The sequence below is a fragment of the Bacillus sp. N6 genome, from assembly GCF_052805735.1.
Map to the genome: position 1 here is coordinate 3530941 of NZ_CM127843.1, position 22774 is coordinate 3553714.

24 protein-coding genes are annotated in these 22774 nt (G+C 34.2%); 6 read left to right on the forward strand and 18 right to left on the reverse strand.

All coding sequences use genetic code 11. The features are described from left to right. Positions 1–245: 245 nt before the first annotated feature. From ACUXVC_RS18070 to ACUXVC_RS18090, 5 genes are all read right to left on the reverse strand, one after another. Entirely contained in the window at positions 246–1283 is a 1038-nt protein-coding gene (locus ACUXVC_RS18070; RefSeq protein ID WP_000427599.1) for an LCP family protein, read from the reverse strand. Between the two features lie 17 nt (positions 1284–1300). Then, a complete protein-coding gene (locus ACUXVC_RS18075; protein ID WP_446025807.1) occupies positions 1301–2299 on the reverse strand; it encodes an anti-sigma factor in 999 nt (332 codons plus the stop codon). 12 nt (positions 2300–2311) lie between these two features. Beyond that, the gene (locus ACUXVC_RS18080; protein WP_023522718.1) at positions 2312–2845 is read right to left on the reverse strand and encodes an RNA polymerase sigma factor; all 534 of its coding nucleotides are present in this window, start codon (positions 2843–2845) and stop codon (positions 2312–2314) included. A gap of 202 nt (positions 2846–3047) precedes the next feature. Then, the gene (locus tag ACUXVC_RS18085) at positions 3048–3854 is read right to left on the reverse strand and encodes an ABC transporter permease subunit (RefSeq protein ID WP_090977396.1); all 807 of its coding nucleotides are present in this window, start codon (positions 3852–3854) and stop codon (positions 3048–3050) included. Then, entirely contained in the window at positions 3847–4740 is an 894-nt protein-coding gene (locus ACUXVC_RS18090) for an ABC transporter ATP-binding protein (protein WP_446025808.1), read from the reverse strand. Before ACUXVC_RS18090 ends, ACUXVC_RS18085 begins: the two co-directional genes overlap by 8 nt. Positions 4741–4895: 155 nt before the next feature. Between ACUXVC_RS18090 and ACUXVC_RS18095 the strand changes: the two genes are divergently transcribed. Continuing rightward, a complete protein-coding gene (locus tag ACUXVC_RS18095) occupies positions 4896–5498 on the forward strand; it encodes a TetR/AcrR family transcriptional regulator (RefSeq protein ID WP_003291871.1) in 603 nt (200 codons plus the stop codon). A gap of 94 nt (positions 5499–5592) precedes the next feature. On the opposite strand, the gene ACUXVC_RS18100 is transcribed toward ACUXVC_RS18095, so the two are convergent. Continuing rightward, positions 5593–6561 carry a helix-turn-helix transcriptional regulator gene (locus tag ACUXVC_RS18100; RefSeq protein WP_446025809.1) on the reverse strand — a complete coding sequence of 323 codons (969 nt, stop codon included), beginning with the start codon at positions 6559–6561 and terminating at the stop codon, positions 5593–5595. Positions 6562–6620: 59 nt separating this feature from the next. Here ACUXVC_RS18100 and ACUXVC_RS18105 point away from each other — a divergent pair, with 59 nt between their 5' ends. Then, the gene (locus tag ACUXVC_RS18105; protein WP_000171338.1) at positions 6621–7064 is read left to right on the forward strand and encodes a VOC family protein; all 444 of its coding nucleotides are present in this window, start codon (positions 6621–6623) and stop codon (positions 7062–7064) included. Positions 7065–7119: 55 nt separating this feature from the next. On the opposite strand, the gene ACUXVC_RS18110 is transcribed toward ACUXVC_RS18105, so the two are convergent. The 8 genes from ACUXVC_RS18110 to ACUXVC_RS18145 all read right to left on the reverse strand — a co-directional run bounded on the left by ACUXVC_RS18110 (position 7120) and on the right by ACUXVC_RS18145 (position 18126). Next, complete coding sequence (locus ACUXVC_RS18110; RefSeq protein ID WP_446025810.1) at positions 7120–8151, reverse strand: oxidoreductase; 1032 nt, start codon at positions 8149–8151, stop codon at positions 7120–7122. A gap of 270 nt (positions 8152–8421) precedes the next feature. Continuing rightward, positions 8422–10845, reverse strand: coding sequence for a DNA topoisomerase IV subunit A (gene parC / locus ACUXVC_RS18115; RefSeq protein WP_001147467.1), 2424 nt, complete (start codon positions 10843–10845; stop codon positions 8422–8424). Position 10846: 1 nt separating this feature from the next. Beyond that, on the reverse strand, positions 10847–12811 hold the full coding sequence (parE, locus tag ACUXVC_RS18120; protein ID WP_001062197.1) for a DNA topoisomerase IV subunit B: 1965 nt from the start codon (positions 12809–12811) through the stop codon (positions 10847–10849). Between the two features lie 375 nt (positions 12812–13186). Next, positions 13187–13600: a CoA-binding protein gene (locus ACUXVC_RS18125; RefSeq protein WP_000151390.1), complete on the reverse strand. Its 414-nt coding sequence runs from the start codon at positions 13598–13600 to the stop codon at positions 13187–13189. A 79-nt stretch (positions 13601–13679) separates the two neighbouring features. After that, entirely contained in the window at positions 13680–14921 is a 1242-nt protein-coding gene (locus ACUXVC_RS18130; RefSeq protein ID WP_000542643.1) for a S1C family serine protease, read from the reverse strand. 203 nt (positions 14922–15124) lie between these two features. Then, entirely contained in the window at positions 15125–15802 is a 678-nt protein-coding gene (locus ACUXVC_RS18135) for a response regulator transcription factor (RefSeq protein ID WP_001044679.1), read from the reverse strand. Positions 15803–15820: 18 nt separating this feature from the next. Beyond that, complete coding sequence (gene nrdG / locus ACUXVC_RS18140) at positions 15821–16273, reverse strand: anaerobic ribonucleoside-triphosphate reductase activating protein (RefSeq protein ID WP_098127240.1); 453 nt, start codon at positions 16271–16273, stop codon at positions 15821–15823. After that, on the reverse strand, positions 16270–18126 hold the full coding sequence (locus ACUXVC_RS18145) for an anaerobic ribonucleoside triphosphate reductase (RefSeq protein WP_098127241.1): 1857 nt from the start codon (positions 18124–18126) through the stop codon (positions 16270–16272). Before ACUXVC_RS18145 ends, nrdG begins: the two co-directional genes overlap by 4 nt. Before the next feature lie 225 nt (positions 18127–18351). Here ACUXVC_RS18145 and plsY point away from each other — a divergent pair, with 225 nt between their 5' ends. Both plsY and ACUXVC_RS18155 read left to right on the forward strand, forming a co-directional pair. After that, on the forward strand, positions 18352–18948 hold the full coding sequence (gene plsY, locus ACUXVC_RS18150; protein WP_000258974.1) for a glycerol-3-phosphate 1-O-acyltransferase PlsY: 597 nt from the start codon (positions 18352–18354) through the stop codon (positions 18946–18948). A gap of 107 nt (positions 18949–19055) precedes the next feature. Beyond that, positions 19056–19346 (forward strand): HesB/YadR/YfhF family protein, encoded by a 291-nt coding sequence (locus ACUXVC_RS18155; protein ID WP_001054453.1) that lies wholly within the window; start codon positions 19056–19058, stop codon positions 19344–19346. A 26-nt stretch (positions 19347–19372) separates the two neighbouring features. Here ACUXVC_RS18155 and ACUXVC_RS18160 read toward each other — a convergent pair whose 3' ends face one another. After that, positions 19373–19792 carry an acyl-CoA thioesterase gene (locus ACUXVC_RS18160; RefSeq protein ID WP_000495812.1) on the reverse strand — a complete coding sequence of 140 codons (420 nt, stop codon included), beginning with the start codon at positions 19790–19792 and terminating at the stop codon, positions 19373–19375. A 111-nt stretch (positions 19793–19903) separates the two neighbouring features. Here ACUXVC_RS18160 and ACUXVC_RS18165 point away from each other — a divergent pair, with 111 nt between their 5' ends. Further along, positions 19904–21196 (forward strand): glycosyl hydrolase family 18 protein, encoded by a 1293-nt coding sequence (locus ACUXVC_RS18165; protein ID WP_000614855.1) that lies wholly within the window; start codon positions 19904–19906, stop codon positions 21194–21196. A gap of 86 nt (positions 21197–21282) precedes the next feature. On the opposite strand, the gene sspN is transcribed toward ACUXVC_RS18165, so the two are convergent. The 3 genes from sspN to ACUXVC_RS18180 form a co-directional block, all read right to left on the reverse strand. Continuing rightward, on the reverse strand, positions 21283–21417 hold the full coding sequence (gene sspN / locus ACUXVC_RS18170; protein ID WP_000527987.1) for an acid-soluble spore protein SspN: 135 nt from the start codon (positions 21415–21417) through the stop codon (positions 21283–21285). A gap of 43 nt (positions 21418–21460) precedes the next feature. Then, the gene (locus tag ACUXVC_RS18175) at positions 21461–21604 is read right to left on the reverse strand and encodes an FbpB family small basic protein (protein WP_001254699.1); all 144 of its coding nucleotides are present in this window, start codon (positions 21602–21604) and stop codon (positions 21461–21463) included. Between the two features lie 231 nt (positions 21605–21835). Next, positions 21836–22036 (reverse strand): hypothetical protein, encoded by a 201-nt coding sequence (locus ACUXVC_RS18180; RefSeq protein ID WP_089171589.1) that lies wholly within the window; start codon positions 22034–22036, stop codon positions 21836–21838. A 128-nt stretch (positions 22037–22164) separates the two neighbouring features. Here ACUXVC_RS18180 and ACUXVC_RS18185 point away from each other — a divergent pair, with 128 nt between their 5' ends. Continuing rightward, complete coding sequence (locus tag ACUXVC_RS18185) at positions 22165–22662, forward strand: DAPG hydrolase family protein (protein WP_000795982.1); 498 nt, start codon at positions 22165–22167, stop codon at positions 22660–22662. Positions 22663–22774: the final 112 nt, after the last annotated feature.

The window sequence follows — 22774 nt, forward strand, 5'->3', positions numbered from 1 at the left end:
ACTAATTTTTTGAGTTTTGTAAAGTGTTATTATTGAAAATTTTTAAAAAATTATTTTTTTACAGTAATATTCATAAAAATTCCTTAACCTTTCGAAACACTATACCTCATGGAATTCTATGTATTGATTTAATAGTCTTTATATCCCTTCACTATAAAAAAACTTGTAAATTATTGTTAATAAATAATGTATATCGTAACAAACCTCTTTTCTACCAAAATAAAAAAGCAGACATTTCGTCTGCTTTAATTCTCCTCAATTTGCTTTTCACTTAACCCTAGATGTGTTCTAAGAGTATTACTCAAACTCTGTAGATCTTTTTTATTAGGGTTATAATAATATACACGTTGCCCGTTTGGGCCATTAGGTAAGTATAAATCATCACCAGCTAATTGTATTTTTTCAACTGAACCGTTTAAACCGTATTTATAAAAAGATAAAATATCATCCATTACTAAATTTGTTTTAAAATCACTATCAACCGCCTCAACTATTTTTTCTAGCTTCGTAATCGATCCTACACTTTTTAATTTACTTAAAATCGCTTCAATAACAAGTTGTTGGCGCTGTCCTCTCATTGCATCACTATCAATATGGCGCGTTCTTGCTAGTGCAAGTGCTTCTTCGCCATTTAATTTTTGTAATCCTTTTTTCAAATGAATCGCATCAGGTTCATCTTTACTATTTTGCTCCGTAAATTCAACCGGGACATCCACTTCAATACCATCTAACCCATCAACAATTTTAGTAAAGGAACCAAAATTAAATTTCACAAAATAATCAACGGGCACCTGTAACAATTTTTCTACCGCTTCCACAGAAGCTTGCGGTCCTCCATCTGTACCATTTTTAACAAAACCACTTCCATATGCATGGGTTATTTTATCTTTTTTCTTTTCAACTGGAACATATGTATATGTATCACGCGGTATGCTCGTTAATTTCACTGTTTTATCGTCTTTATTAAAAGTCGCTAACAATAATGCATCTGTATGAAATGCACCATTATATTCCTTTTGTCGTTCTTGATTTTCATCAATTCCCATAATTAAAAGTGAAACATGATTTGCAATTGGCTTTACAGATTTCTCACGTAAATTGGATTTTTCACCTCGTGCTAAATTCAAATTAGATTTTTGTACGAGACTAGAAGTTTTCATATATACATAGGCTCCATAGCCAATTCCACCAAATAGTAATACCGCCAGTAGTAAACTTATTATCGTTTTCTTTTTATATTTTTGCTTATTTTTCTCTTCTCTTAAAGATGAATGATTCTCCATTTACTCTCCTCCTGTTTCTATTCATCCAATATGTTTTTCATTCTTTCATATTTAGCGCTATCCTTTTGAAACATACTTTCTTTCAATCCCTTATCTATTTGTATCCATTCAGTCGTAACTGAATATTGAATCAAGCCTTCTTGAAAACTAAGAAATTTCAACATAATCCCTGTATTTTTCTCCACAACCATTTCGAATTTCCCTCTTAAATCTTCAGAGGTGCTAACAGGCATCTCTATGTTGATGACTCCTTCAATTTTGTAACAATCTAATCCAAGATATTTCGTTTCTTTATAATTCCAATCTTTATATCGAATTAATAAATCTGCGAATTCTGATTGAATACTATATTTAGCTAGCCCTACATATTCATCATCATATCTCTTTTTCTCATCTGATTTTCTCACTAACCTTTCCGTAGGATTTAATTTTAATAGTTCATTGTTTCTTTCTTTCGGGTTCCATTTTGTCTCTTTATAGGTATACTTCTCATCATTAAACTCTTTTTTCTTCCCCTCGTTATATATAATTGTTCGTTTTTTGGCTAGTTTATCTTCTTTCGAAGAGATACCTCTTTGTTTCTCCGTATCAATCGCATACTTATATGTTGTAGCAATTCTTGATGAGCTAGAATATTCCTCAAATTGTCCTGAAATATTTTTAAAATAATCAATAGAATCTAGCATTTTTTGATGAATCTTTTCTTTATCTGGATAATGTACATTCGATTTTATTTCTTCTTCATTTTCATAATCAGAAAACGCTTTTTTCTTTACATATTCAAATACTCCACCATTTTGCGCAAAACTTTGTATAGAAAACTCAGACATAGATACCACTGAAAGTATACAAACCGCTGCACTAATTATCATCATATGAATTTTGTAACTCTTCTTTTTTACCTTAAGATTATGTAGCGTGCCGTTAATCTTTTCATTTAACTCTGGAGGTACTATAACATTTTCATCTTTTATTCTCTTTTTTAATTTCTCATCAAATAATTTTTCATTATCCATCCTTTACACCCCCTATTCCATCTTTAATCGTTTTTGTAGTTGTTCCCTCGCACGTGATAATCTTGATTTCACTGTTCCTTTCGGTATTTCTAACAGCTTTGCTATACTCTCTTGATTCATATCTTCATAATAATAAAGCACCGTAACAGCTCTTAATTCTTCATGTAACGATTGAATCGCATTACACAAATCTATATCTTCATACTGATCACACGCACTCATATTGTAATCATTCTCTTCTGTCACAATTACATTTTTATACGCTCTAATAATATTGTTACACTCATTTATTAGTATTCGAATTAACCAAGTTTGAAAAAATTCTTCTTTTTTTAATTTTTTTATATTTTCATAGGCCTTTAAAATTGTTGTCTGTATCGCATCCTCTATATTTGTCTCATCACGTAACATCGCCTTTGCTATTCGATACATCTTCACTTTTTCTGTATGCATAAGCGCTATAAAGGCTTCATGATTACCTTTTTTCGCTAAAGAAACATCCGTTTCTTCTTTTATAATCATTTTATATAAAGGGATTACTTTCACAATTGCTCCTCCTGTTTCATCCTCACTTCATCACTTCCAATTTAACTTTACATGTATTAGACGTATGAACCTAGAAAAAGGTTCATTTTTTTGAATATTTCCTTAATTAAAAAGATAAATATCCTTTATAAGTGTTATGCGATAAACATACTAGTTTTAATTTACAAATAAAAAAAGCCCACTTTCTAGTGGACTTTCTACTTTATAACGGTAAATCCCTCTTCTTAAACACTACAATTGCTACTATGAAAATACAAAGTGCTCCGGCAGTTAACCCTATACTTACAGGCCATATATTATACGTTCCTTCAGCAATTTCTTTCGGACGAAATAGCGTAAATAATGATATATTTCTCATCCACTCTAACTTATCACTTAACTTCCCTACCATATCCAATACGAAAAATAAGATAGTTAAACTCGCTGAATAACTTAGTGCTTTTCTTTCGTCATTACATATACAAGAAAAGAAAAATGAATACGCACTAACGACTAAAAATATGAGCCCTCCGACTACATTTATCTTCAAAAATAATTCTTTATTTAAGTTATTATCTTGTAAAAACCATTCTGCACCTACTAACCCAGCTACATACGTAACAGATACAATAATCAGAAGTCCCAATATTAGAACAGCAGCTTGTGTAATAGCAATTTGCACTCTAGATACAGGTGTTGCTAGCAAGTATGCCATTGCTCCTTTATCTACATGACGAGCAATTAAATGTGTCGCAACTGTTACGCAAAAAATTGTTAAAATGATAATAAACAATAGACTATAGTATTCGCCCGCTAGAAAATCCATTACGTTTTGAATCGGACTTTCCATACCAACGATTTTTTTCACACTATCAGGCATGGCAGCTATTAATTCATTTAGCCCTTTCGCTGATACCATTGACGGGAATATCCAAATTAATAACCACAAATATAAAGCCGCACCACACGCATAACTCAAAATACTTTTTTGTGTTTCTTTCAAACTAGCTAAAAACAATTGCTTATTCATGCGTTACCCCTTCTTTCTTATCGTAATAATGCATAAATAAATGTTCTAAATCCATCGCTCTCGTTTGAAGTGCCGTTACATTATAGTTTGAAAGTGTTTGTAAAACAGCTTGATAGTTTCCTTGTACAATGATAGATGCCTCTCTACCTTTTACCGCTTCAAATTGCAAATTACACTTTATAAGGGACTCAATCTCTTCTTGTGATGATACTGTTACATCTATCACCTGTCTTCTCATACTTTGTAAATCGTGAATATTTTCAACCGTTACGAGTCGACCATCTTTAATAATAGCTACTCTGTCACAAGTTCTCTCAATTTCAGTAAAAATATGTGATGACATTAGGATTGTTTTTCCTCTTTGCTTTTCCTCTAATATTAAATCTATAAACACTTGTTGCATAAGTGGATCAAGTCCAGATGTTGGTTCATCTAAAATTAACACCTCTGGATCGTGCATAAATGCAGCGACTATCCCTACTTTTTGCTTCATTCCTTTAGACATTTTGCGAATCGGTGTTTTCACATCAAATTGCAGACGCTCTATCAGTTCATCTCGTCTTTTCGTATCCTTTAATCCACGCATTCCCTGCATTAATTTTAAAAACTCTAATCCGTTCATTCCTTCAATAAAAGAAATTTCACCCGGTAGATAACCAACTTCCCTTTGAATTTGCGCTGCTTCATTCCAACAATCTAATCCAAAAATTGTCGCTTTACCAGCTGTCGGTTTTATAAATCCCATTAAATTACGAATCGTCGTTGATTTTCCGGCACCATTCGGTCCTAAATAACCAAATACTTCTCCCTCTTTTACATCAAATGTAATATGAAACAAACCTTTTCCATTCGAAAACTGTTTTGTGACATCTTGAACTGAAATCATAATTCCACCTCATTTTTTGAAATATTGAATATGTGATATTTCAAAATCATTGTACTCCTCATCTTCCATATTCGCAACAACTTTTTGAAATATTTATTAGTCCATATTTCAAAATTATTGTTTTCCATTATTTTTTCTTGTATATTTTAAGTGAGGTGATTGCATTGAACGGCTTTGAAAGAGTAAAAGAAAAGAAAAAGCGTGCCATTAAAGAAGCAGCATTCGTATTATTTTCAGAACGTGGATTTAATGAAGTGAAAATAGAACATATCGCAAAAGAAGCAAACGTTTCTCAAGTTACAATTTATAATCATTTCGGAAGTAAAGATGCGTTATTTAGGGAGCTTATACAAGAATTTATCATATCTGAATTTCAATATTATAAAGAGCTTGCAGAAGAAAAATTACCTTTTCATGATATGATGCAAAAAATGATTGTAAGAAAAATGAATACTGGCGGGTTATTTCAACCTGATATGTTACTACAAATGATGCAAAGGGACGAAGAACTCCGTAAGTTTATTTATAGTTATCAAAATGAAAAAATCCTGCCCTGGTATTTAGAAATATTAGAACAAGCTCAGCGTAAAAACGAAATTAATCCACACCTTACTAAAGAAATGATGTTACTTTACATTCAAATGTTTACTAAATTAGGTGATGATTTTGGGGCACAACTTCTTGAAGGAGATCGCGAAAAACATATACAAGATATCGTCACGATGTTCTTTTATGGACTGTCCGTCCCAGAAAAATAATTGTTTCTAAAAAACAAATACAATCACCAAAAAGCCCTTTGGATATTTAAATCTCAAGGGCTTTCTCATATCAAATAAATAGCTAAAACTAACTTTATCTTAAAGAAGTTAAATGCTGCTTTATAGATAACACCTTATTATAGATTAACTCTTTTAGCATAACAGGCTGAATTGAGATAATCGTTTCACCGAAATTCAGAAAGTAATTTGAAATAAAATCAAATTCTTGCTCGTTAAAATAGCCTGTTATAATGTAATTTTCATTTTCCTTTTGCATCCTCATGGAAGGATAATTCTCTTTATCAAAAATATCCTTTCCTTTTTGATTAACAATGATGCTAAAATCAATTGCATCAGGCTTTCTGTGAAAAGTAGTAAGATAACTTAATAATTCTTCAAGATTTTTTGGATTAATATTGCTCGTTTCCACAATAGAAAGAATTTTATCACATCTAATTATTTGAACATTATTTGTCTCAAAATTAAAGATTTTAGCATACCACTGGCCAAATTTAGATTCTAATCGAATAAATTGGGCAACCAATGCTTGCTCCTCACCTTTTTTTAAATATGTTAAATGATAAACTCGCTCAGCAAAAATTCCCTGTAAAATTTCTTTTAAGAATGGACTAAAATTACTATGATTTGTTACTTCAAAGGAAAGCGTTCGTTCCATGATTGAAATATTTTTACTCACATTATCAGGTAATACATGTTTAAATTTATTTTCAAGTGCAATACTTTCTACATTAAATGGTTTTGTCTTGTATCCATTTAGCGTAAGAATTGAAAAGTATAGCGCATACATTTCATCCACACTAAAATAAATTGGCGATAACACACTATTTTCTATAATTTTATAACTTCCATTTCTACCTAGTTCAGAATATATGGGTACACCTATTTCTTCCAATGATTGAATATCTCGCAACGCGGTACTTTTAGAAATATCATATCTAGCCATTAAATCTTTTAAATTAAAATATCTTTTATTCTTTAAGAAAATAAGCATATCATTTATTCGTTCCGTTTTTTTCATATTTCCCTCCCAAAAAGGTGTCATGTATTGAAACCTTTTTAATCTATATTATAATTATCAACTAATAAAGGAGTTATATATTTATGACATTAGAAATAGCTATTTTTCTTTCAATGAATGGGCAAGCAAAGGAGGCGATTAATTTTTATATACGTAATTTAGAAGCCAAAAAGTTAATGATTGTTACGTATGAAGAACTGGCGAAAAGAGATAGTTCTTTTAAAATTACAAGTGAAAATAAAGATCATATTGCTCACTCTGTTTTACAAATTGGGAATACAAAGCTAATGATAGCAGAAGATACAATGAATACTAATGAACGTTATAACGTTGGAAATAACATGTCACTTTGCATTCAAAGCGCTAATTTAGAAGAAATACAAAGGTTTTATAATAATTTAATTTCCGATAAGCATGTGAAAATAATCTCTCAGCTAGAAAAAAATATATTTAGTGAAGCATATGGTATTATTGAAGATCCTTATGGCATACAAATCCAATTAATGTATGATAAACGACTAAACTAATTAATTAATCATATTCACATATTCCTAATAAAAAAGACACGAAATTCGTGTCTTTTTATTTTATAGAAATGACTCTACCCTTTTCACTGCTTTCAATCGCTAATTGAATCAGTTTAATAACATCTAAACCTTCTTTTGCTGTTACAGGTAGTTCCTCACCATTTAATATACTATCTCGTACACCTTTATAATAATTGTCATAACAACCGACTTCTGTTGGAATACGCTCTAAGCTTTCTTCTGTTTCTAAAGTAGCAAAATTCTCTTCATCGTCTACCCCATAACCGTTATTGCCTGGCTTCATTCCACTTTTTAATTGCTCTTCCTGCGAATCCATACCGTACTTCACGATAGAACCTTTCTCTCCATGCACTATAAAATGCGGTCCAGCTTTTTTCACATAACTGCTGCTACGTAAAATGACACGTTTAACTCCGTAATGCAGTACTATGTGGAAATAATCATCCACCTCTGCACCTGGTCGTTGTTTTATTACATCTGCACTTATCGCATCTGGTTTCCCGAATATTGATAACGCTTGGTCAATTAAATGCGATCCTAAATCGTATAATATACCGGAACCTGGTATATTTTTTTCTCTCCATCGATCACGTACATGTGGACGGAAACGATCAAAATTTGATTCATATGCGTATACATTCCCTACTCTGTTTTCTCCTAACAATTTCTTAATTGTTAAGAAATCATTATCAAAACGACGATTATGATATACGCTTAACATTACATTATGCTGCTCTGCTAATGTAATAAGCTCTTCCCCTTCTTCAATTGAAACAACAAATGGTTTTTCTACAACAACATGCTTACCGTTTAAAATTGCTTCTTTTACATATGGAAAATGAGTTGTATTAGGTGATGTAATAACAACTAAGTCAACATCAGCTCGCTTCACCAATTCATCAATTGTACTAACAACATTAGCGTTTGGTAATGTTTCTTTTACTACCTCTTCTTTTGAGGATAATACAGCTCGAATATCATATTCTTCTATTGTTTGTAATAGTGGGATATGAAATGTCGTACTAGAAAAACCAAATCCTACAATCCCTACACCTATTTTTTTCATGTTGCCCCTCCATTTGTGCCGCTTTAACGGGCAGTAAGATTCCTAACCCCAAATTCAGTGAAAGCTAAGGAATTAGGTGAGGAATCAACTGCTTGTTAAAGCCCGATTAGTTCAACTAATAATCAGTGAGGATGAAGAAAATCCCCATTGATTAAAGTTTCACTTTATGAGAACGATTTCATTCAGTTATTATAACAAGATTATTATTATTTACATAATAAATTGCCTAGAAAAAAGCATCTTGCTATTATTCATAGCAAGATGCTTTTTTTACTCCGGTCGTTTTTTCGTCCACGTTTCTACTACTTCACCAGTATCATTTACATCTAGCACTAGGCTACCATTACTATACCGGTCTTTATTTCGATACGCTTTCGGATCAATCTCTTCTACAATGTTTTTCTCTGTCTTCATGTAAACTAATTCATCGTCCCGAACAATTTCAATACCGACAATGCGGTACGGATTACGTTTTAACTCTTTGAAAATAACAAGACCTCGCTTCGCCCTCGTTGATTTTTCAATTTCTGATGCTTTTAGACGTTTTACAGCACCACGCTGCGTTACGAGAATAAGTTGATCTTTATCACCATTTAACGGTTTACCAGAAGCGACATAGTCATCTTCTTTTAAATTAATTGCTTTCACACCAGCAGCTCTTACACCGACTGGACTTACTTCATCTTCATGGAAAATAAGTGCATATGCACCATGTGTAGCAAGAACGATATCACTCGTTCCATCTGTCGCAAATATATCGACAACTTCATCATCTTTTTTCAAGTTTACAGCAACGAATGCCCTTGAATAACGCTGAACTTTATATTGATTTAATTCTGTTTTCTTTATCATACCATTTCGTGTTACAAATACGATAAATCGTTTTTCTTCCTCAAAGTTCGGTACAACCGTTGCCCAAATGATTGTTTCATCTCGGTCGAGTGAAACGATATTTGCAACGTGCTGACCTAAATCTTTCCAACGAATATCTGGCATTTCGTATACTGGAAGATATATATAGTTCCCTTTACTTGTGAATAAAAGAACTGTTTCAGTCGTATTCGTATCGAATCGTTCAAGTAAGATGTCACCCTCTTTCATACCGAAGTCTTTGCCGTTTGATGCATTATGTGAGCGCCATCCAGTACGTTTCACATATCCTTCTTTCGTTACAGTAACGATGACATCTTCTTGTGGAATCATCACTTCTACGTCTATTTTAATTTCTTCAATTTGTTCTTCAATAATAGCACGGCGATCATCACTATATGTTTTCTTAACTCTCTTCAAATCAGTTTTAATGACTTGAAGTAATCTTTTTTCACTTTGTAAAATTGACTGTAGCTCTAGAATTTTCTTATTAAGCTCATCTGCTTCTTCTTGTAACGCCGTAATGTCTGTATTCGTTAAGCGATATAATTGCAAGGAAACAATTGCTTCTGCCTGTGCTTCTGTAAAGCCAAATTTTGCACTTAAATTATCTTTTGCATTACGTTTATCTTTTGAAGCTCGAATTGTCTCGATTACTTGATCTAAAATCGATAATGCTTTCTTTAAACCTTCTACAATATGTTGACGATTTTCTGCTTTTCTTAATTCATATTGCGAACGTCTCGTAATAACCTCTTTTTGATGTCCAATATAAGCATCCAAAATTTTTGGTAATGTCATAAGTGTTGGACGACGATTATTAATCGCTACCATATTAAAGTTATATGGAATTTGTAAATCTGTATTTTTATATAAATAATTTAAAATACCTTCGGCGTTTGCTTCTTTCTTTAATTCAACAACAATTCGTAAACCAGTACGATCTGTCTCATCACGCACTTCAGCAATACCATCTAACTTTTTATCTAGACGTAATTCATCCATTTTCTTTACAAGGTTTGCCTTATTCACTTCGTAAGGAATTTCAGTGATTACAATTTGTTGTTTCCCACCGCGCACTGTTTCAACTTCTGCTTTTCCGCGAATAATAATTTTACCTTTACCTGTTTCATACGCCTTTTTAATACCATCAATCCCTTGAATAATACCGCCTGTTGGGAAATCTGGTCCTTTCATAACTGTTAATAAATCATCAACAGTACTATTTGGCTTATCAATACGCATCATTGTAGCATCAATAACTTCTCCAAGATGATGCGGAGGAATTTCTGTTGCATAACCAGCGGAAATCCCTGTAGATCCGTTCACTAATAAATTTGGGAACGCTGCTGGTAATACAACTGGTTCTTCACTCGTATCATCAAAGTTTGACACGAATTCAACTGTTTCTTTATCAAGATCACGTAATAATTCAGATGCGATTGGTGATAAACGAGCTTCCGTATAACGCATTGCTGCCGCTGGGTCCCCATCAACACTACCGTTATTACCATGCATTTCAACTAAAACATTACGTACTTTCCAAGTTTGGCTTAAGCGTACCATTGCTTCATATACAGAGGAATCTCCATGTGGATGATAATTACCGATAACATTACCTACTGTTTTAGCTGATTTACGAAACGCTTTATCATGTACATTACCTTCTACATACATAGAATATAAAATACGTCTTTGTACTGGCTTTAAGCCATCACGTGCATCTGGAAGTGCACGATCTTGAATAATATATTTACTATAACGTGCAAAGCGATCACCTAACACGTCTTCAAGCGGGAGGTCATGAAACTTCTCTGCTTGCATGTTATTCCACCTCCGTCTCCATAATCATTTCATTTTCTAAAATATTTCCTTCTTCTTGCATACCAAACTGTACATTACGTTCAATCCATTTACGGCGCGGTTCTACTTTATCGCCCATTAACGTTGTAACGCGGCGCTCTGCTCTTGCTGCATCATCAATTTTCACGCGAATTAATGTACGCGTTTCAGGATTCATTGTTGTTTCCCATAATTGATCCGCATTCATTTCACCAAGCCCTTTATAACGTTGTAACATATAGCCTTTTCCAACTTTTTTCGTTACACCGTCTAATTCCTCATCTGACCAAGCGTATTCAATTACTTCACTCTTACCTTTTCCTTTACTTACTTTGTATAAAGGAGGGAGTGCGATAAACACTTTACCCGCTTCGATAAGTGGCTTCATATATCTGTAGAAGAACGTTAATAACAATACTTGAATATGAGCTCCATCCGTATCGGCATCGGTCATAATTACAACTTTATCGTAGTTAATATCTTCAACATCAAATTCATTTCCTACACCGCCGCCAATCGCATAAATGATTGTATTAATCTCTTCATTTTTAAAGATATCAGCAAGCTTTGCTTTCTCTGTATTAATTACTTTACCACGTAATGGTAATACGGCCTGGAAACGACGGTCTCGTCCTTGTTTCGCTGAACCACCAGCAGAGTCACCCTCTACTAAATACAATTCGTTTTTCTGAGGATTACGTGATTGTGCAGGTGTTAACTTCCCGCTTAACGTACCTTCTGATTTTTTCTTCTTCTTACCACTACGTGCTTCTTCTCTCGCTTTACGAGCAGCCTCACGTGCTTGCGCTGCTTTAACTGCCTTTCTCACAAGAAGTGTAGCTACATCCGGGTTTTCCTCTAAAAAGTAAGCTAAATGCTCTGATACAATGGCATCAATAGAAGAACGAGCTTCACTTGTACCAAGTTTCCCTTTCGTTTGTCCTTCAAACTGAAGTACTTCTTCTGGTACACGTACAGAAACGATAGCCGCTACACCTTCACGAATATCTGTACCTTCTAAATTTTTATCTTTTTCTTTTAATAATGAAACTTTACGAGCATACTCATTGAACACACGCGTCATTGCTGTTTTAAATCCAGCTTCGTGTGTTCCACCATCTTTTGTACGTACGTTATTTACAAACGAAAGAATATTTTCTGAGTAACCATCATTAAACTGGAATGCTAGTTCTGCTTCAATCCCGTTTTGTTCACCAGTGAAATATACAACCGGGTGAATTGAATCTTTTTCTTCGTTTAAATATGAAACGAAAGCTTCGATTCCTGTTTCATAATGAAATATATCTTCTAAATCATTACGTTCGTCTTTTATCGAGATTTTCATTCCTTTTAATAAGAATGCAGATTCACGTAATCTCTCACATAATGTTTCATAATTGTAATTTGTCGTGCTGAAAATCGTTGTATCTGGTTTGAAGTGCATTGTCGTACCAGACTCTTTTGTTTTCCCGATTTTCTCTAACGTCGTTGCAGGAACGCCACCATTTTCAAAGCGTTGTTCATAAATGTTACCATCACGTTTAATTGTTACTACTAACCATTCTGACAAAGCGTTTACAACTGATGCCCCAACACCGTGTAAACCACCACTCGTTTTATAGCCACCTTGACCAAACTTACCACCTGCATGAAGTACAGTTAAAATAACTTCAGGTGTAGGTTTCCCAAGTTTATGCATTCCCGTAGGCATTCCTCGCCCTTTATCTATAACGCTAATACTATTATCTTTATGTATTACGACTGAAATTTCGTCGCCAAATCCCGCTAACGCTTCGTCAACGGAGTTATCTACTATTTCATATACTAAATGATGCAATCCACGGCTATCCGTACTCCCGATATACATACCCGGGCGTTTTCGAACGGCTTCAAGTCCTTCTAACACTTGAATCGCATCTTCATTATATTGGAACTGATGCTTCGCCAAACTCCTTGCCCCTTTCCTAATCCAAAATCAGAACATATGTTTCTATTATAGAATAACGCCTCGACTATAGTTTTGGCAAGTTATCTTATCTCTTTTATATACCATCTTCAATAGAAAAATCCTTGTTTTCTCACAAGGATTCCTCTAGGCTACTATTTCAGAAAAATAATCGTTTGTCAACGAGAAATGGATATGTATTCCAAGATTACACATTCCAAACCTTTATTATGATCCAAATGATCAAGATCCAAAATGGGATTACAAATAACAATCCCCAAAAACAGCCTTTAAAAAATCTCATGATGAACACCTCGTTCATCGGCCCTACTTATCTATAATGAGGGCTGAATCAATCTTTCTACTTTTAAATCTATACTATTTTGTCATCGCATGTTCTACTTTAATACAACGATCCATTATTACAGTATAGTCTTTTTCTTTTAAAAGTTTATATGTATCTTCATCTTGTACTCCTAATTGTGCCCAAAAAACATCTGCATCAATCTCTACAAATTCTTTTGCAACATCCATTAAAAACTCTGAGCGACGAAATACATTTACTATGTCAACGTGTTCCTTAATATCCTTTAGTGAAGAAACTGCCTTTTCTCCAAGCACCTCATCTACTGTTGGATTAACTGGAATAATACGGTATCCAGCATCTTGCATTGCTTTTGAAACCATATACGATGTACGTTCTGGTTTATCTGATAATCCAACAACCGCAATTGTTTTGCTTTTCTTTAACACTTCACCAATTTCCGTACGAGTTGGGTTTTCAATTGTCATAATTAATCCCTCCTATTCCTTTAGTATAGCCGATAAAGAAAGTCTCTTTCAATATGAAAGAGACTTTCTTTTATTTCGATTATTGATTCTTTGTAGCTGAATTATCTGCTAAAGTAGCCGATTTCGTCATTTTTTGACCGTTACGGTAGAATGTAACTTCTACTTTCTCGCCTACTTTTTTCTTTTCATATAAATATTTACGGAATTGAAGTGAGTTTTCTACTTTTTGATCATCTAATGCTACTACAATATCATATTGCTCTAAACCAGCTTTTTCTGCCGGTGATATTGGGTAAATTTTACCTAATACAACACCATTCGTTACTTCTTTCGGTACTTTCAATTGATTGACTGCATAAGCTTGCACATCTTCTAACGAAACGACACCTACTCCAAGAGCTGGACGTTTTACTACTCCGTCTTTTTCAAGTGATTCAATAACTGGCTTTGCGATATTAATTGGAATAGCAAATCCAATTCCTTCAACTTCTTGCTGTGCAATTTTACTTGAATTAATCCCAATTATTTCACCATTTTGGTTAAATAATGCACCACCACTATTACCAGGGTTAATCGCTGCATCTGTTTGAATAACTTGTGCTTGCCAATCTGGTCGTTTATCGCCATCAATATCAACTGGAATTTCACGTTCTTTACTACTAATAATGCCTTCCGTTACACTTCCATCAAATCCTAGTGGGTTACCGATTGCAATTGCTTTTTCACCCGCACGGATTTTACTTGAGTCACCTAAAGTTGCAACTTTATTCACATTAGAGCCGTCAATTTCAACAACAGCTAAATCTAACCAAGGATCTTTCCCTACTAACTTTGCATCTACCTTTTTACCATCACTTAGTTTTACAGCAAGTTTATTTGCACCATCTACTACGTGGTTGTTTGTTACAATATATGCTTTATTTCCTGCTTTTTTATAAATAACACCTGATCCTGAACCAGCTTGTTGTTCTTGACCTGTCGGTTGCATTGCAAATGGATCAACACTTTGCTGCATATTAATAACACCTACAACAACGTCTTTCGCTCCTTCAATCATACCAGGTAAATCAGTTTCATTTTTCGCTTTATTTACAACAGGAACTACAGTACCTTCTACTTTTGAATCCGAACTAAATGATGATACTGGTGCTCCATTATTTTGAGCCCATGGCATATATGGTGCTGCAAAACTAATCGAAACCGCTCCGACTACAGCTCCCACTAAACCTGTGAAGAAATAGCCTTTTTTACTACCTGATTTTCTCACTTCTCTCGTTTCACTATGCTCTTCATTTAAATTTGGTCCGTCGTAATATCCCATGTTTTATTTCCCCTCTCTGGTGAATTCGTATTTTCAGTATAGTCACGTTTTGTGTCCTTCTTGTGAACTCATCGTGAAATCCAATTAAAAAAATACACTTATCTAACATTGTAGACAAGAAAAGTATTTTTTGTACATTCTACCTTCAAAAGAGAGTATAAAATCGCCATTTTCCTAGGCTAAATTACACAAATCGTTCTAGATTATTCTTCAAATTTATAACCAACTCGAATAACAGTACCGATATGCTTCGCTTTATCTCCTAGCTTATTTCGAAGTTTTTTAATATGGGTATCAACCGTTCGGTCATCACCGTAATAGTCATATCCCCATAACTGGTCTAATAAATGTTGACGTGATAACACAATTCCTTTGTTCTCCATTAAATACACAAGAAGTTCAAATTCTTTATGTGTCAATATAATTTCTTCTCCATCTACTAAAACAGTTCTAGATAGACGATTCACTTCTATTCCAGCTAAAGACATAGCATTTTCTTCCGCTACTCCTACCGCACCATCCGCACGTTTCAATAACGTCTTTGCACGAGCTACTAATACTTTCGGGCTAAATGGTTTCGTTACATACTCGTCTGCACCTAATTCGAAACCTAGCAATGTATCATCCTCATCCGAACGTGCTGTCAACATAATAATTGGTACTGCTGATTCTTTTCTAATTCTTCTACAAACAGACCATCCATCTATTTCCGGTAACATAATATCTAACATAATTAAATCAATTTCATGCTCTGCAAATAACTCTAACGCTTTTTTTCCATCTTCTGCTTCGATTACTTCAAAGCCTTCATTACGAAAATAATCACTAACAATTTCACGTAATCTTCTTTCATCTTCAACAAGCAATACTGTTTTGTTCATATAATCTATCCCGCCTTTTTACTCTTTCAATCGAATAATACGTTGATTGGAGCTTCCGCGAAATGGAAGTGTTAAATCTTTTTCCTCAATTTCAAACCTTCCATCGACTAAAACATCCCCATAATGTAACAACTCTATCATATCATTATTTTGAGAACTCTGTATCTCTTCTAACGTATAACCTGTATACATCCATAGGTTTTTTTTCAAATCTTTCACGATTTTTGCTACCTTTTTCACTTCAGCAGCTTGAAAAAATGGATCTCCACCTGAAAATGTTACATCAGTTAATGGATTACTTGCAATCTCTTTCACAATTTCTTCTACTGTCATTTCCATTCCGTTGCAAATATTCCACGATTTCGGATTGTGGCAACCAACGCAACGATGCGGACAGCCCGCAAAAAACACGACTGTCCGCAATCCTTCTCCATCTACTACACTATCATGAATAATATTCATCACTTTCATTTATGTTTCACCCGATCTATCTCTTCACTACGTTTCGCACTATTCCACTTTGACATATCTCCTACAAGATAGCCTGTTATACGGCGAATTCTTTCTATATTAGCCTCATCTTCATTCCCGCAACTTGGACATTCATTCCCAATAACCCCGTGATAACTACAGCACTTACAACGGTCAACAGGATGATTAATTGAACCGTATCCAACGCCATGTTCTGCCATGGCTTGTACAATTTGTTTTAATGCCTTTTTGTTATGCATTGCTGCTCCGTCTAGTTCAATATACGTAATGTGTCCCCCGTTACATAGAGCATGGAACGGACCTTCTAAACGGATTTTATTTATCGCTTGAATGTTATAATAAACTGGAATATGGAATGAATTCGTATAGTAATTATGGTTCGTTATACCGCTAATCACGCCAAATTCTTCTCTATCTTTTTTCACAAACTTCCCTGATAATCCTTCTGCTGGAGTTGCAATTACTGAGAAATTCAGTTGATGTTCTTCTGTCGCTTTATCCATTCTATCTCTCATAAAGGAAATAATTTCATACCCAAGTTTCCATGATTCTTCATCTTCCCCATGATGCTTTCCTGTTAAAGCTACTAAACATTCCGCAAGACCGATAAAACCAATACTTAACGTCCCTTGTTTTAAAATCGAGGCTACGGAGTCTTCAGGATGCAATGTTTCTCCACCACGCCATACACCTTGTGAATATAAAAACTGAAAATCTCTTGCTCGCTTCGTACATTGATACGCAAATCTTTCTAATAGCTGCTTAATTCCTAAATCTAAATAGTAGTTTAGCGCTTCAAAAAATGCTTCTTTTGAACCACTAATTAACGCTAATTTCACTAAATTGATAGACGTAAATGATAAATTCCCTCTACCAATCGCTGTTTCTTCTCCATGTATATTAGACATAACACGGGTACGACATCCCATGTAACATACTTCACTTTCTGGTCTTCCATCATAATGCACTGCATTAAACGGAGCATCTAAAAATGAAAAGTTAGGGAATAATCGCTCTGCAGTTGTCTCTAATGCTAATTCAAATAAATCGTAATTCGGATCACTTTCTTCAAAATTCACACCTTTTTTCATCTTGAAAATTTGAATCGGAAAAATTGGTGTCTCTCCTTTACCAAGTCCAGCTTGTGTTGCTTTTAATAGTTGTTTAATTAACATTCTTCCTTCTTTTGATGTATCTGTTCCGTAATTAATAGAAATAAACGGTACTTGTCCTCCGCCCCTACTATGCATACTATTCGAATTATGAACGAAAGCCTCACACGCTTGATACGTATCATTTTCCGTTTCTTTCCATGCAAATTCTTCTATTTGTTCTTTCGTAAGCGGATATGATTGTAATCGTTTTTTATGTCTCTCAATTGTTTTTCGTACATAAGGTGCTAAATCAATATCAAAGAGTGCAAACGATTGACCGCCATGCTGCATATTTTGATTCGCTTGAAAAATAATAGACGAAAGAGCCAATGCACTTTTAATGTCTTGTGGTTGTCTCATATGTCCATGTCCAGTATGAAAACCGTTAGCAAGCATTTGCGCTAACGGAATTTGCGAACAAGTCGTCGTTCCTGTCGCATAAAAATCTAAATCATGTGGATATAATATATTTTCATTTATCGCTTTTTTCACTTGATCTGACAATAAACTCTCAACAGCATAATATTTTGCACTCTCAGATGCGAACGTTCCCATTACACCCATTGGAGAGCGGCCGTCTACATTTGCATTTTCTTGCATTAAATCTTGTTCATTGCCGTGGACTATCGTCTCGAACACTTTCATTAATTCTTCTCCACGTGTATTATTTTGTAACATTTATAACCCTCCACCAATATGTTGTTGTCTTTTGATTAAAATGTTACTACATATAGTCTTGCTGTTTCTGTGAGAAATGTAACATTACTGTGAAATTTTTTTCACGAAATAATGAATTTTTCATTTACAAAAAAGAAATGTGCTCTTTACAAATGTATGGTACAATATACGGGAAAAACTCTTTTTACCCTTTATCAACACATTTGAATAAAGGAGACTGAACTTATGGTTACTACATATCTTTTATTTATCGTTGCCTACTTGCTTGGCTCGATTCCATTTGCACTAGTTGTTGGAAAAATTGGCTACGGAATCGATATTCGTGAGCACGGGAGCGGTAATCTAGGCGGAACAAACACATTCCGTACATTAGGGAAAAAAGCAGGTTTTACCGTTACAATTGCTGACATTTTAAAAGGGACATTAGCAACAAGTCTACCAATGATTTTCGGATTAGATATTCACCCACTATGGTTCGGGTTAGCGGCTGTTCTTGGACATGTCTACCCGATCTTCGCGAAATTCCGTGGTGGTAAAGCAGTTGCAACTTCTGCTGGGGTGCTATTATGCTATTCACCAGTTGTTTTTGCAATATTGGCTGTTGTATTTTTCACCCTTTTATTTACAACAAGATACGTATCACTTTCTTCTATGGTAACAGCAGTTGTTGCTGTTATTGCATCCATTGTTAGCGGGGATAAAATCTTCATTATTGCGATGTGTTTATTAGCAGGTATGGTTATTTATAAACACCGTGCAAATATCGGACGAATTATAAATAAAACTGAACCAAAAGCAAACTTTTCAAAAAAGCAAAAATAAGATCGTAACCCACATAACGCAAAAAGAAAACGTGAAGCATATTAATAGCGTCTTTTTGCGTTATTTTTTATACTAAAGAAAAGCAACATAATTTGGAGGAACTATACATGAATCTTTCCGTAACAAAAGAAGCAGCACAATGGTATAAAAATGAATTAAACTTACAATCAAATGAAACACTACGCTTTTTCGTACAATACGGTGGTTGCAGTACTGTGCAAAAAGGACTTTCTTTAGGTATTCGTAAAGATGATCCTGCACATCCTGCTGTTCAAATTCAAGAAGAAGGTATTAACTTCTTTATTGAAGGCGATGATGAATGGTTCTTCGATGGACATAATTTATCTGTTACACTTAACGAAGGTGACGACTTCCCACAATTTAATTATGAAAAATAAAAAAACGTGGCTTCTGCCACGCTTTTTTATTTTTTCTTAATTTCCTCATATTTCGCATACCACTCAGGATATAACTTTTTAAATGATACAGGGCGGAACCCTTCTTTTTTCGCACAAATATTCGTCGTACTTGCAGTAATACAAAGTTCACCATCACCATTATATATTTCATATCCATATACAACGCGAAGTGGGCTCACAGTATCTACCCATGTTTTTACGATTGCTTTTTCTCCGTAACGCATCGCTTTACGGTATGAAATTTGTAAATCTAACACAGGAGAAATAATTCCTTCTTTCTCCATTTCAACATATGAAAAACCTAAATCTTGTATAAGTTTCGTGCGACCTAACTCAAGCCACACTAAGTAGTTTGAATGGTAAACAACACCCATTTGATCTGTTTCCGCATAACGGATTTCAACTTCATGTTCTGCTACAAACATATGTATATTCGCCTTCTTTCACTTCTGCTACCTTGCATACATTTAATCATAATACAGTGACATCAAAAATAAAATAAAAATAGTGAATCTTTTCCCGAAAGGAGCCAGCATATGATTCAAATTGTAACTGTTCGTAGTGGTGATAGCGTATATAGCTTGGCATCAAAATATGGATCAACACCTGACGAAATAGTAAAAGACAATGGATTAAATCCAGCTGAAACACTCGTTGTTGGTCAGGCACTTATCGTTAATACGAAAGGGAATAATTATTATGTACAGCCCGGTGACAGCCTATATCGAATTTCTCAAACATATAATGTCCCCCTCGCTAGTTTAGCTAAAGTTAATAATTTATCTTTAAAATCTATTCTCCATGTCGGACAACAATTATACGTACCAAAAGGCACAAAACGAGCTGTAGAATCCATCGCTTATTTACAACCTTCAACTATACCTATTAAAGAGAGTTTAGTTAATGCTACACGTGCCATTAATCCATTTTTAACATACTTAGCTTATTTTAGTTTTGAGGCAAAAAGAGATGGCACATTAAAAGAACCTACTGAAACAGCTAAAATCGCTAATATTGCAACGCAAGGTAAAACAATCCCTATGCTCGTTATTACAAATATTGAAAATGGTAATTTCAGTGCCGATCTAACATCGGTTATTTTACGCGACGCAACGATTCAAAACAAATTTATTACTAACATTTTGCAAACAGCTGAAAAATATGGCATGCGAGACATTCATTTCGATTTCGAAAGTGTAGCACCTGAAGACCGCGAGGCGTATAATCGCTTTTTACGAAATGTAAAAACACGCTTACCTAGTGGGTACACATTGAGCACAACTCTCGTACCGAAAACAAGTTCCAATCAAAAGGGCAAATTTTTCGAAGCTCATGATTATAAAGCGCAAGGGCAAATTGTTGATTTCGTCGTCATTATGACCTATGACTGGGGATGGCAGGGCGGGCCACCGATGGCGATTTCTCCTATCGGTCCAGTGAAAGAAGTACTTCAATATGCAAAATCTCAAATGCCTCCACAAAAAATTATGATGGGGCAAAATTTATACGGGTTTGATTGGAAGCTTCCATTTAAACAAGGAAATCCACCTGCAAAAGCAATTAGCTCCGTCGCAGCTGTTGCACTAGCTCGTAAATATAATGTTCCTATTCGTTATGATTTCACAGCCCAAGCTCCTCATTTTAATTATTTTGATGAAAACGGTGTACAACACGAAGTTTGGTTTGAAGATTCACGGTCTGTTCAAAGTAAATTCAATTTAATGAAAGAACAAGGTATAGGTGGTATTAGTTACTGGAAAATCGGTTTACCATTCCCGCAAAATTGGCGTTTACTCGTTGAAAATTTTACGATTACGAAAAAGGGCTGACAAAAGTCAGCCCTTTTTTTCATATTACTGCTAAAAACTCATCTTTCATTTCCTCACAAAAAAGAAGAATGATAACATTCTCCTTTTTAACCGTTATCAACAATCGGTTGTTTACCTGTTTGATCTTGCATTTGTTTCCCTTTATTTCCACCAGCTTTTTTCGATTGTGTTCCAATATGATTTGGTGCAAAGTCTTTTGAATTTTTTTTCGGATTACCCATTACTATCGCCTCCTTAACACTAGTATCGTACTAGTGTTAAGAATTATTCAGCTTGCTTAAAAAGTTTCATTTCATAACGTTTTTCGATGCGCTCTTCAATGCGATCAATTGCATCACGATCGCTTAATAATTGTTGTTTATTTTCATTTACAAGTTCTTCAAACGATTTACGGCGACTTCTTCTCATGTTGTTCACCCTCTCCTTCGCTTTCTTATTACATAGTATGAGCAAACGAAAAACTCTTTAATCAGATTTGTAAGAAAATTTTATGTTTTAGTACTCCTAAAAAAACTCCGTGTACAATATATTGCAACACTTACGAAATCTAGACACATATCAAAACACCTAAAGCATCCGCTGCAATTCACTTAGTACTTTTTACATATTTCAACAATCCGTTACCATTTCATCCATATCTTAATTCGAAAAATATTTTGACTTCCGAGCAAATATCCCTCGATTACTATTGGCTTTAGTTGTAATATCCTTACCGTATGCAATCCATCCTTTTTCATATATTAATTTAGTTCGTGCATTACGTATTGCTTCTTCAGTACGAGCTATACGTAAATTAATGTATGCTTTTTCTAATTTTTCCCTTCTAATTTTTTTAGACATATTTTTATAAAGTGTTCAAAATACAACAGATCGACTATTTCTGTTTATTGAACACATGAAATATACAAACTATAATAACAAATATAAATAACCAACACTATGTTGGTTAAAAAATAGGAGGTACAAAAATGAAAAACCAAGTATCAATAGTAGTTGAACATGAATTGAATAACGTAACACCAGAAATGATTGACTGGTGGTGGGATAATATCGATAACTCTGAACGATATAAACTATGGCACCCAGAAGAACATGTTGATTTTAAATGGTTAGTTGATCCTAAAGTGCATGGGCATGTAGGAGCCATATCAGCTTCAATTGAATCTGCTGGGGATGGACTAGAATTCCCGCTAAGAATTAGATGGGAAGACCCTAAAGATTGTCCTATAAATACACATTACAGTCATGTTTTAATGGGTTCATGTTTAGATGATCATGACGATGTAATTTCACAAGTAATACATCAATATGAAAAATTCGAGAACGGTACAGTAATGACTTCTACATTCATTTTCCCGAAAGGGTTACCACCATTTATTAATCTAAGTGGTTTATATAAACACAATGTAGAAGAAATGAGTGAGTTCAGTAATTTTTTACCAGAACTATTCAAAGAAAATTTGTAAGGTAACTAAACAAATTTTCTTTGAATAAGTGACTAACTAGAAAACAAATTAGCCCCCATCATTTTAGATATGACTAAAATGATGGGGGCTTTCAATATCAAACCAACCACAT

Coding starts and splice junctions, on each gene's coding strand:
- ACUXVC_RS18075 (WP_446025807.1), bottom strand. CDS start 2,299: ATGGATAATGAAAAATTATTTGATGAGAAATTAAAAAAGAGAATAAAA.
- ACUXVC_RS18145 (WP_098127241.1), bottom strand. CDS start 18,126: ATGTTACAAAATAATACACGTGGAGAAGAATTAATGAAAGTGTTCGAG.
- ACUXVC_RS18185 (WP_000795982.1), top strand. CDS start 22,165: ATGAAAAACCAAGTATCAATAGTAGTTGAACATGAATTGAATAACGTA.
- ACUXVC_RS18160 (WP_000495812.1), bottom strand. CDS start 19,792: ATGTTTGTAGCAGAACATGAAGTTGAAATCCGTTATGCGGAAACAGAT.
- ACUXVC_RS18180 (WP_089171589.1), bottom strand. CDS start 22,036: ATGTCTAAAAAAATTAGAAGGGAAAAATTAGAAAAAGCATACATTAAT.
- ACUXVC_RS18125 (WP_000151390.1), bottom strand. CDS start 13,600: ATGACAATTGAAAACCCAACTCGTACGGAAATTGGTGAAGTGTTAAAG.
- ACUXVC_RS18070 (WP_000427599.1), bottom strand. CDS start 1,283: ATGGAGAATCATTCATCTTTAAGAGAAGAGAAAAATAAGCAAAAATAT.
- ACUXVC_RS18165 (WP_000614855.1), top strand. CDS start 19,904: ATGATTCAAATTGTAACTGTTCGTAGTGGTGATAGCGTATATAGCTTG.
- ACUXVC_RS18155 (WP_001054453.1), top strand. CDS start 19,056: ATGAATCTTTCCGTAACAAAAGAAGCAGCACAATGGTATAAAAATGAA.
- ACUXVC_RS18105 (WP_000171338.1), top strand. CDS start 6,621: ATGACATTAGAAATAGCTATTTTTCTTTCAATGAATGGGCAAGCAAAG.
- ACUXVC_RS18130 (WP_000542643.1), bottom strand. CDS start 14,921: ATGGGATATTACGACGGACCAAATTTAAATGAAGAGCATAGTGAAACG.
- ACUXVC_RS18110 (WP_446025810.1), bottom strand. CDS start 8,151: ATGAAAAAAATAGGTGTAGGGATTGTAGGATTTGGTTTTTCTAGTACG.
- parC (WP_001147467.1), bottom strand. CDS start 10,845: ATGCAAGCAGAGAAGTTTCATGACCTCCCGCTTGAAGACGTGTTAGGT.
- ACUXVC_RS18175 (WP_001254699.1), bottom strand. CDS start 21,604: ATGAGAAGAAGTCGCCGTAAATCGTTTGAAGAACTTGTAAATGAAAAT.
- sspN (WP_000527987.1), bottom strand. CDS start 21,417: ATGGGTAATCCGAAAAAAAATTCAAAAGACTTTGCACCAAATCATATT.
- ACUXVC_RS18135 (WP_001044679.1), bottom strand. CDS start 15,802: ATGAACAAAACAGTATTGCTTGTTGAAGATGAAAGAAGATTACGTGAA.
- nrdG (WP_098127240.1), bottom strand. CDS start 16,273: ATGAAAGTGATGAATATTATTCATGATAGTGTAGTAGATGGAGAAGGA.
- ACUXVC_RS18100 (WP_446025809.1), bottom strand. CDS start 6,561: ATGACACCTTTTTGGGAGGGAAATATGAAAAAAACGGAACGAATAAAT.
- plsY (WP_000258974.1), top strand. CDS start 18,352: ATGGTTACTACATATCTTTTATTTATCGTTGCCTACTTGCTTGGCTCG.
- ACUXVC_RS18090 (WP_446025808.1), bottom strand. CDS start 4,740: ATGATTTCAGTTCAAGATGTCACAAAACAGTTTTCGAATGGAAAAGGT.
- ACUXVC_RS18085 (WP_090977396.1), bottom strand. CDS start 3,854: ATGAATAAGCAATTGTTTTTAGCTAGTTTGAAAGAAACACAAAAAAGT.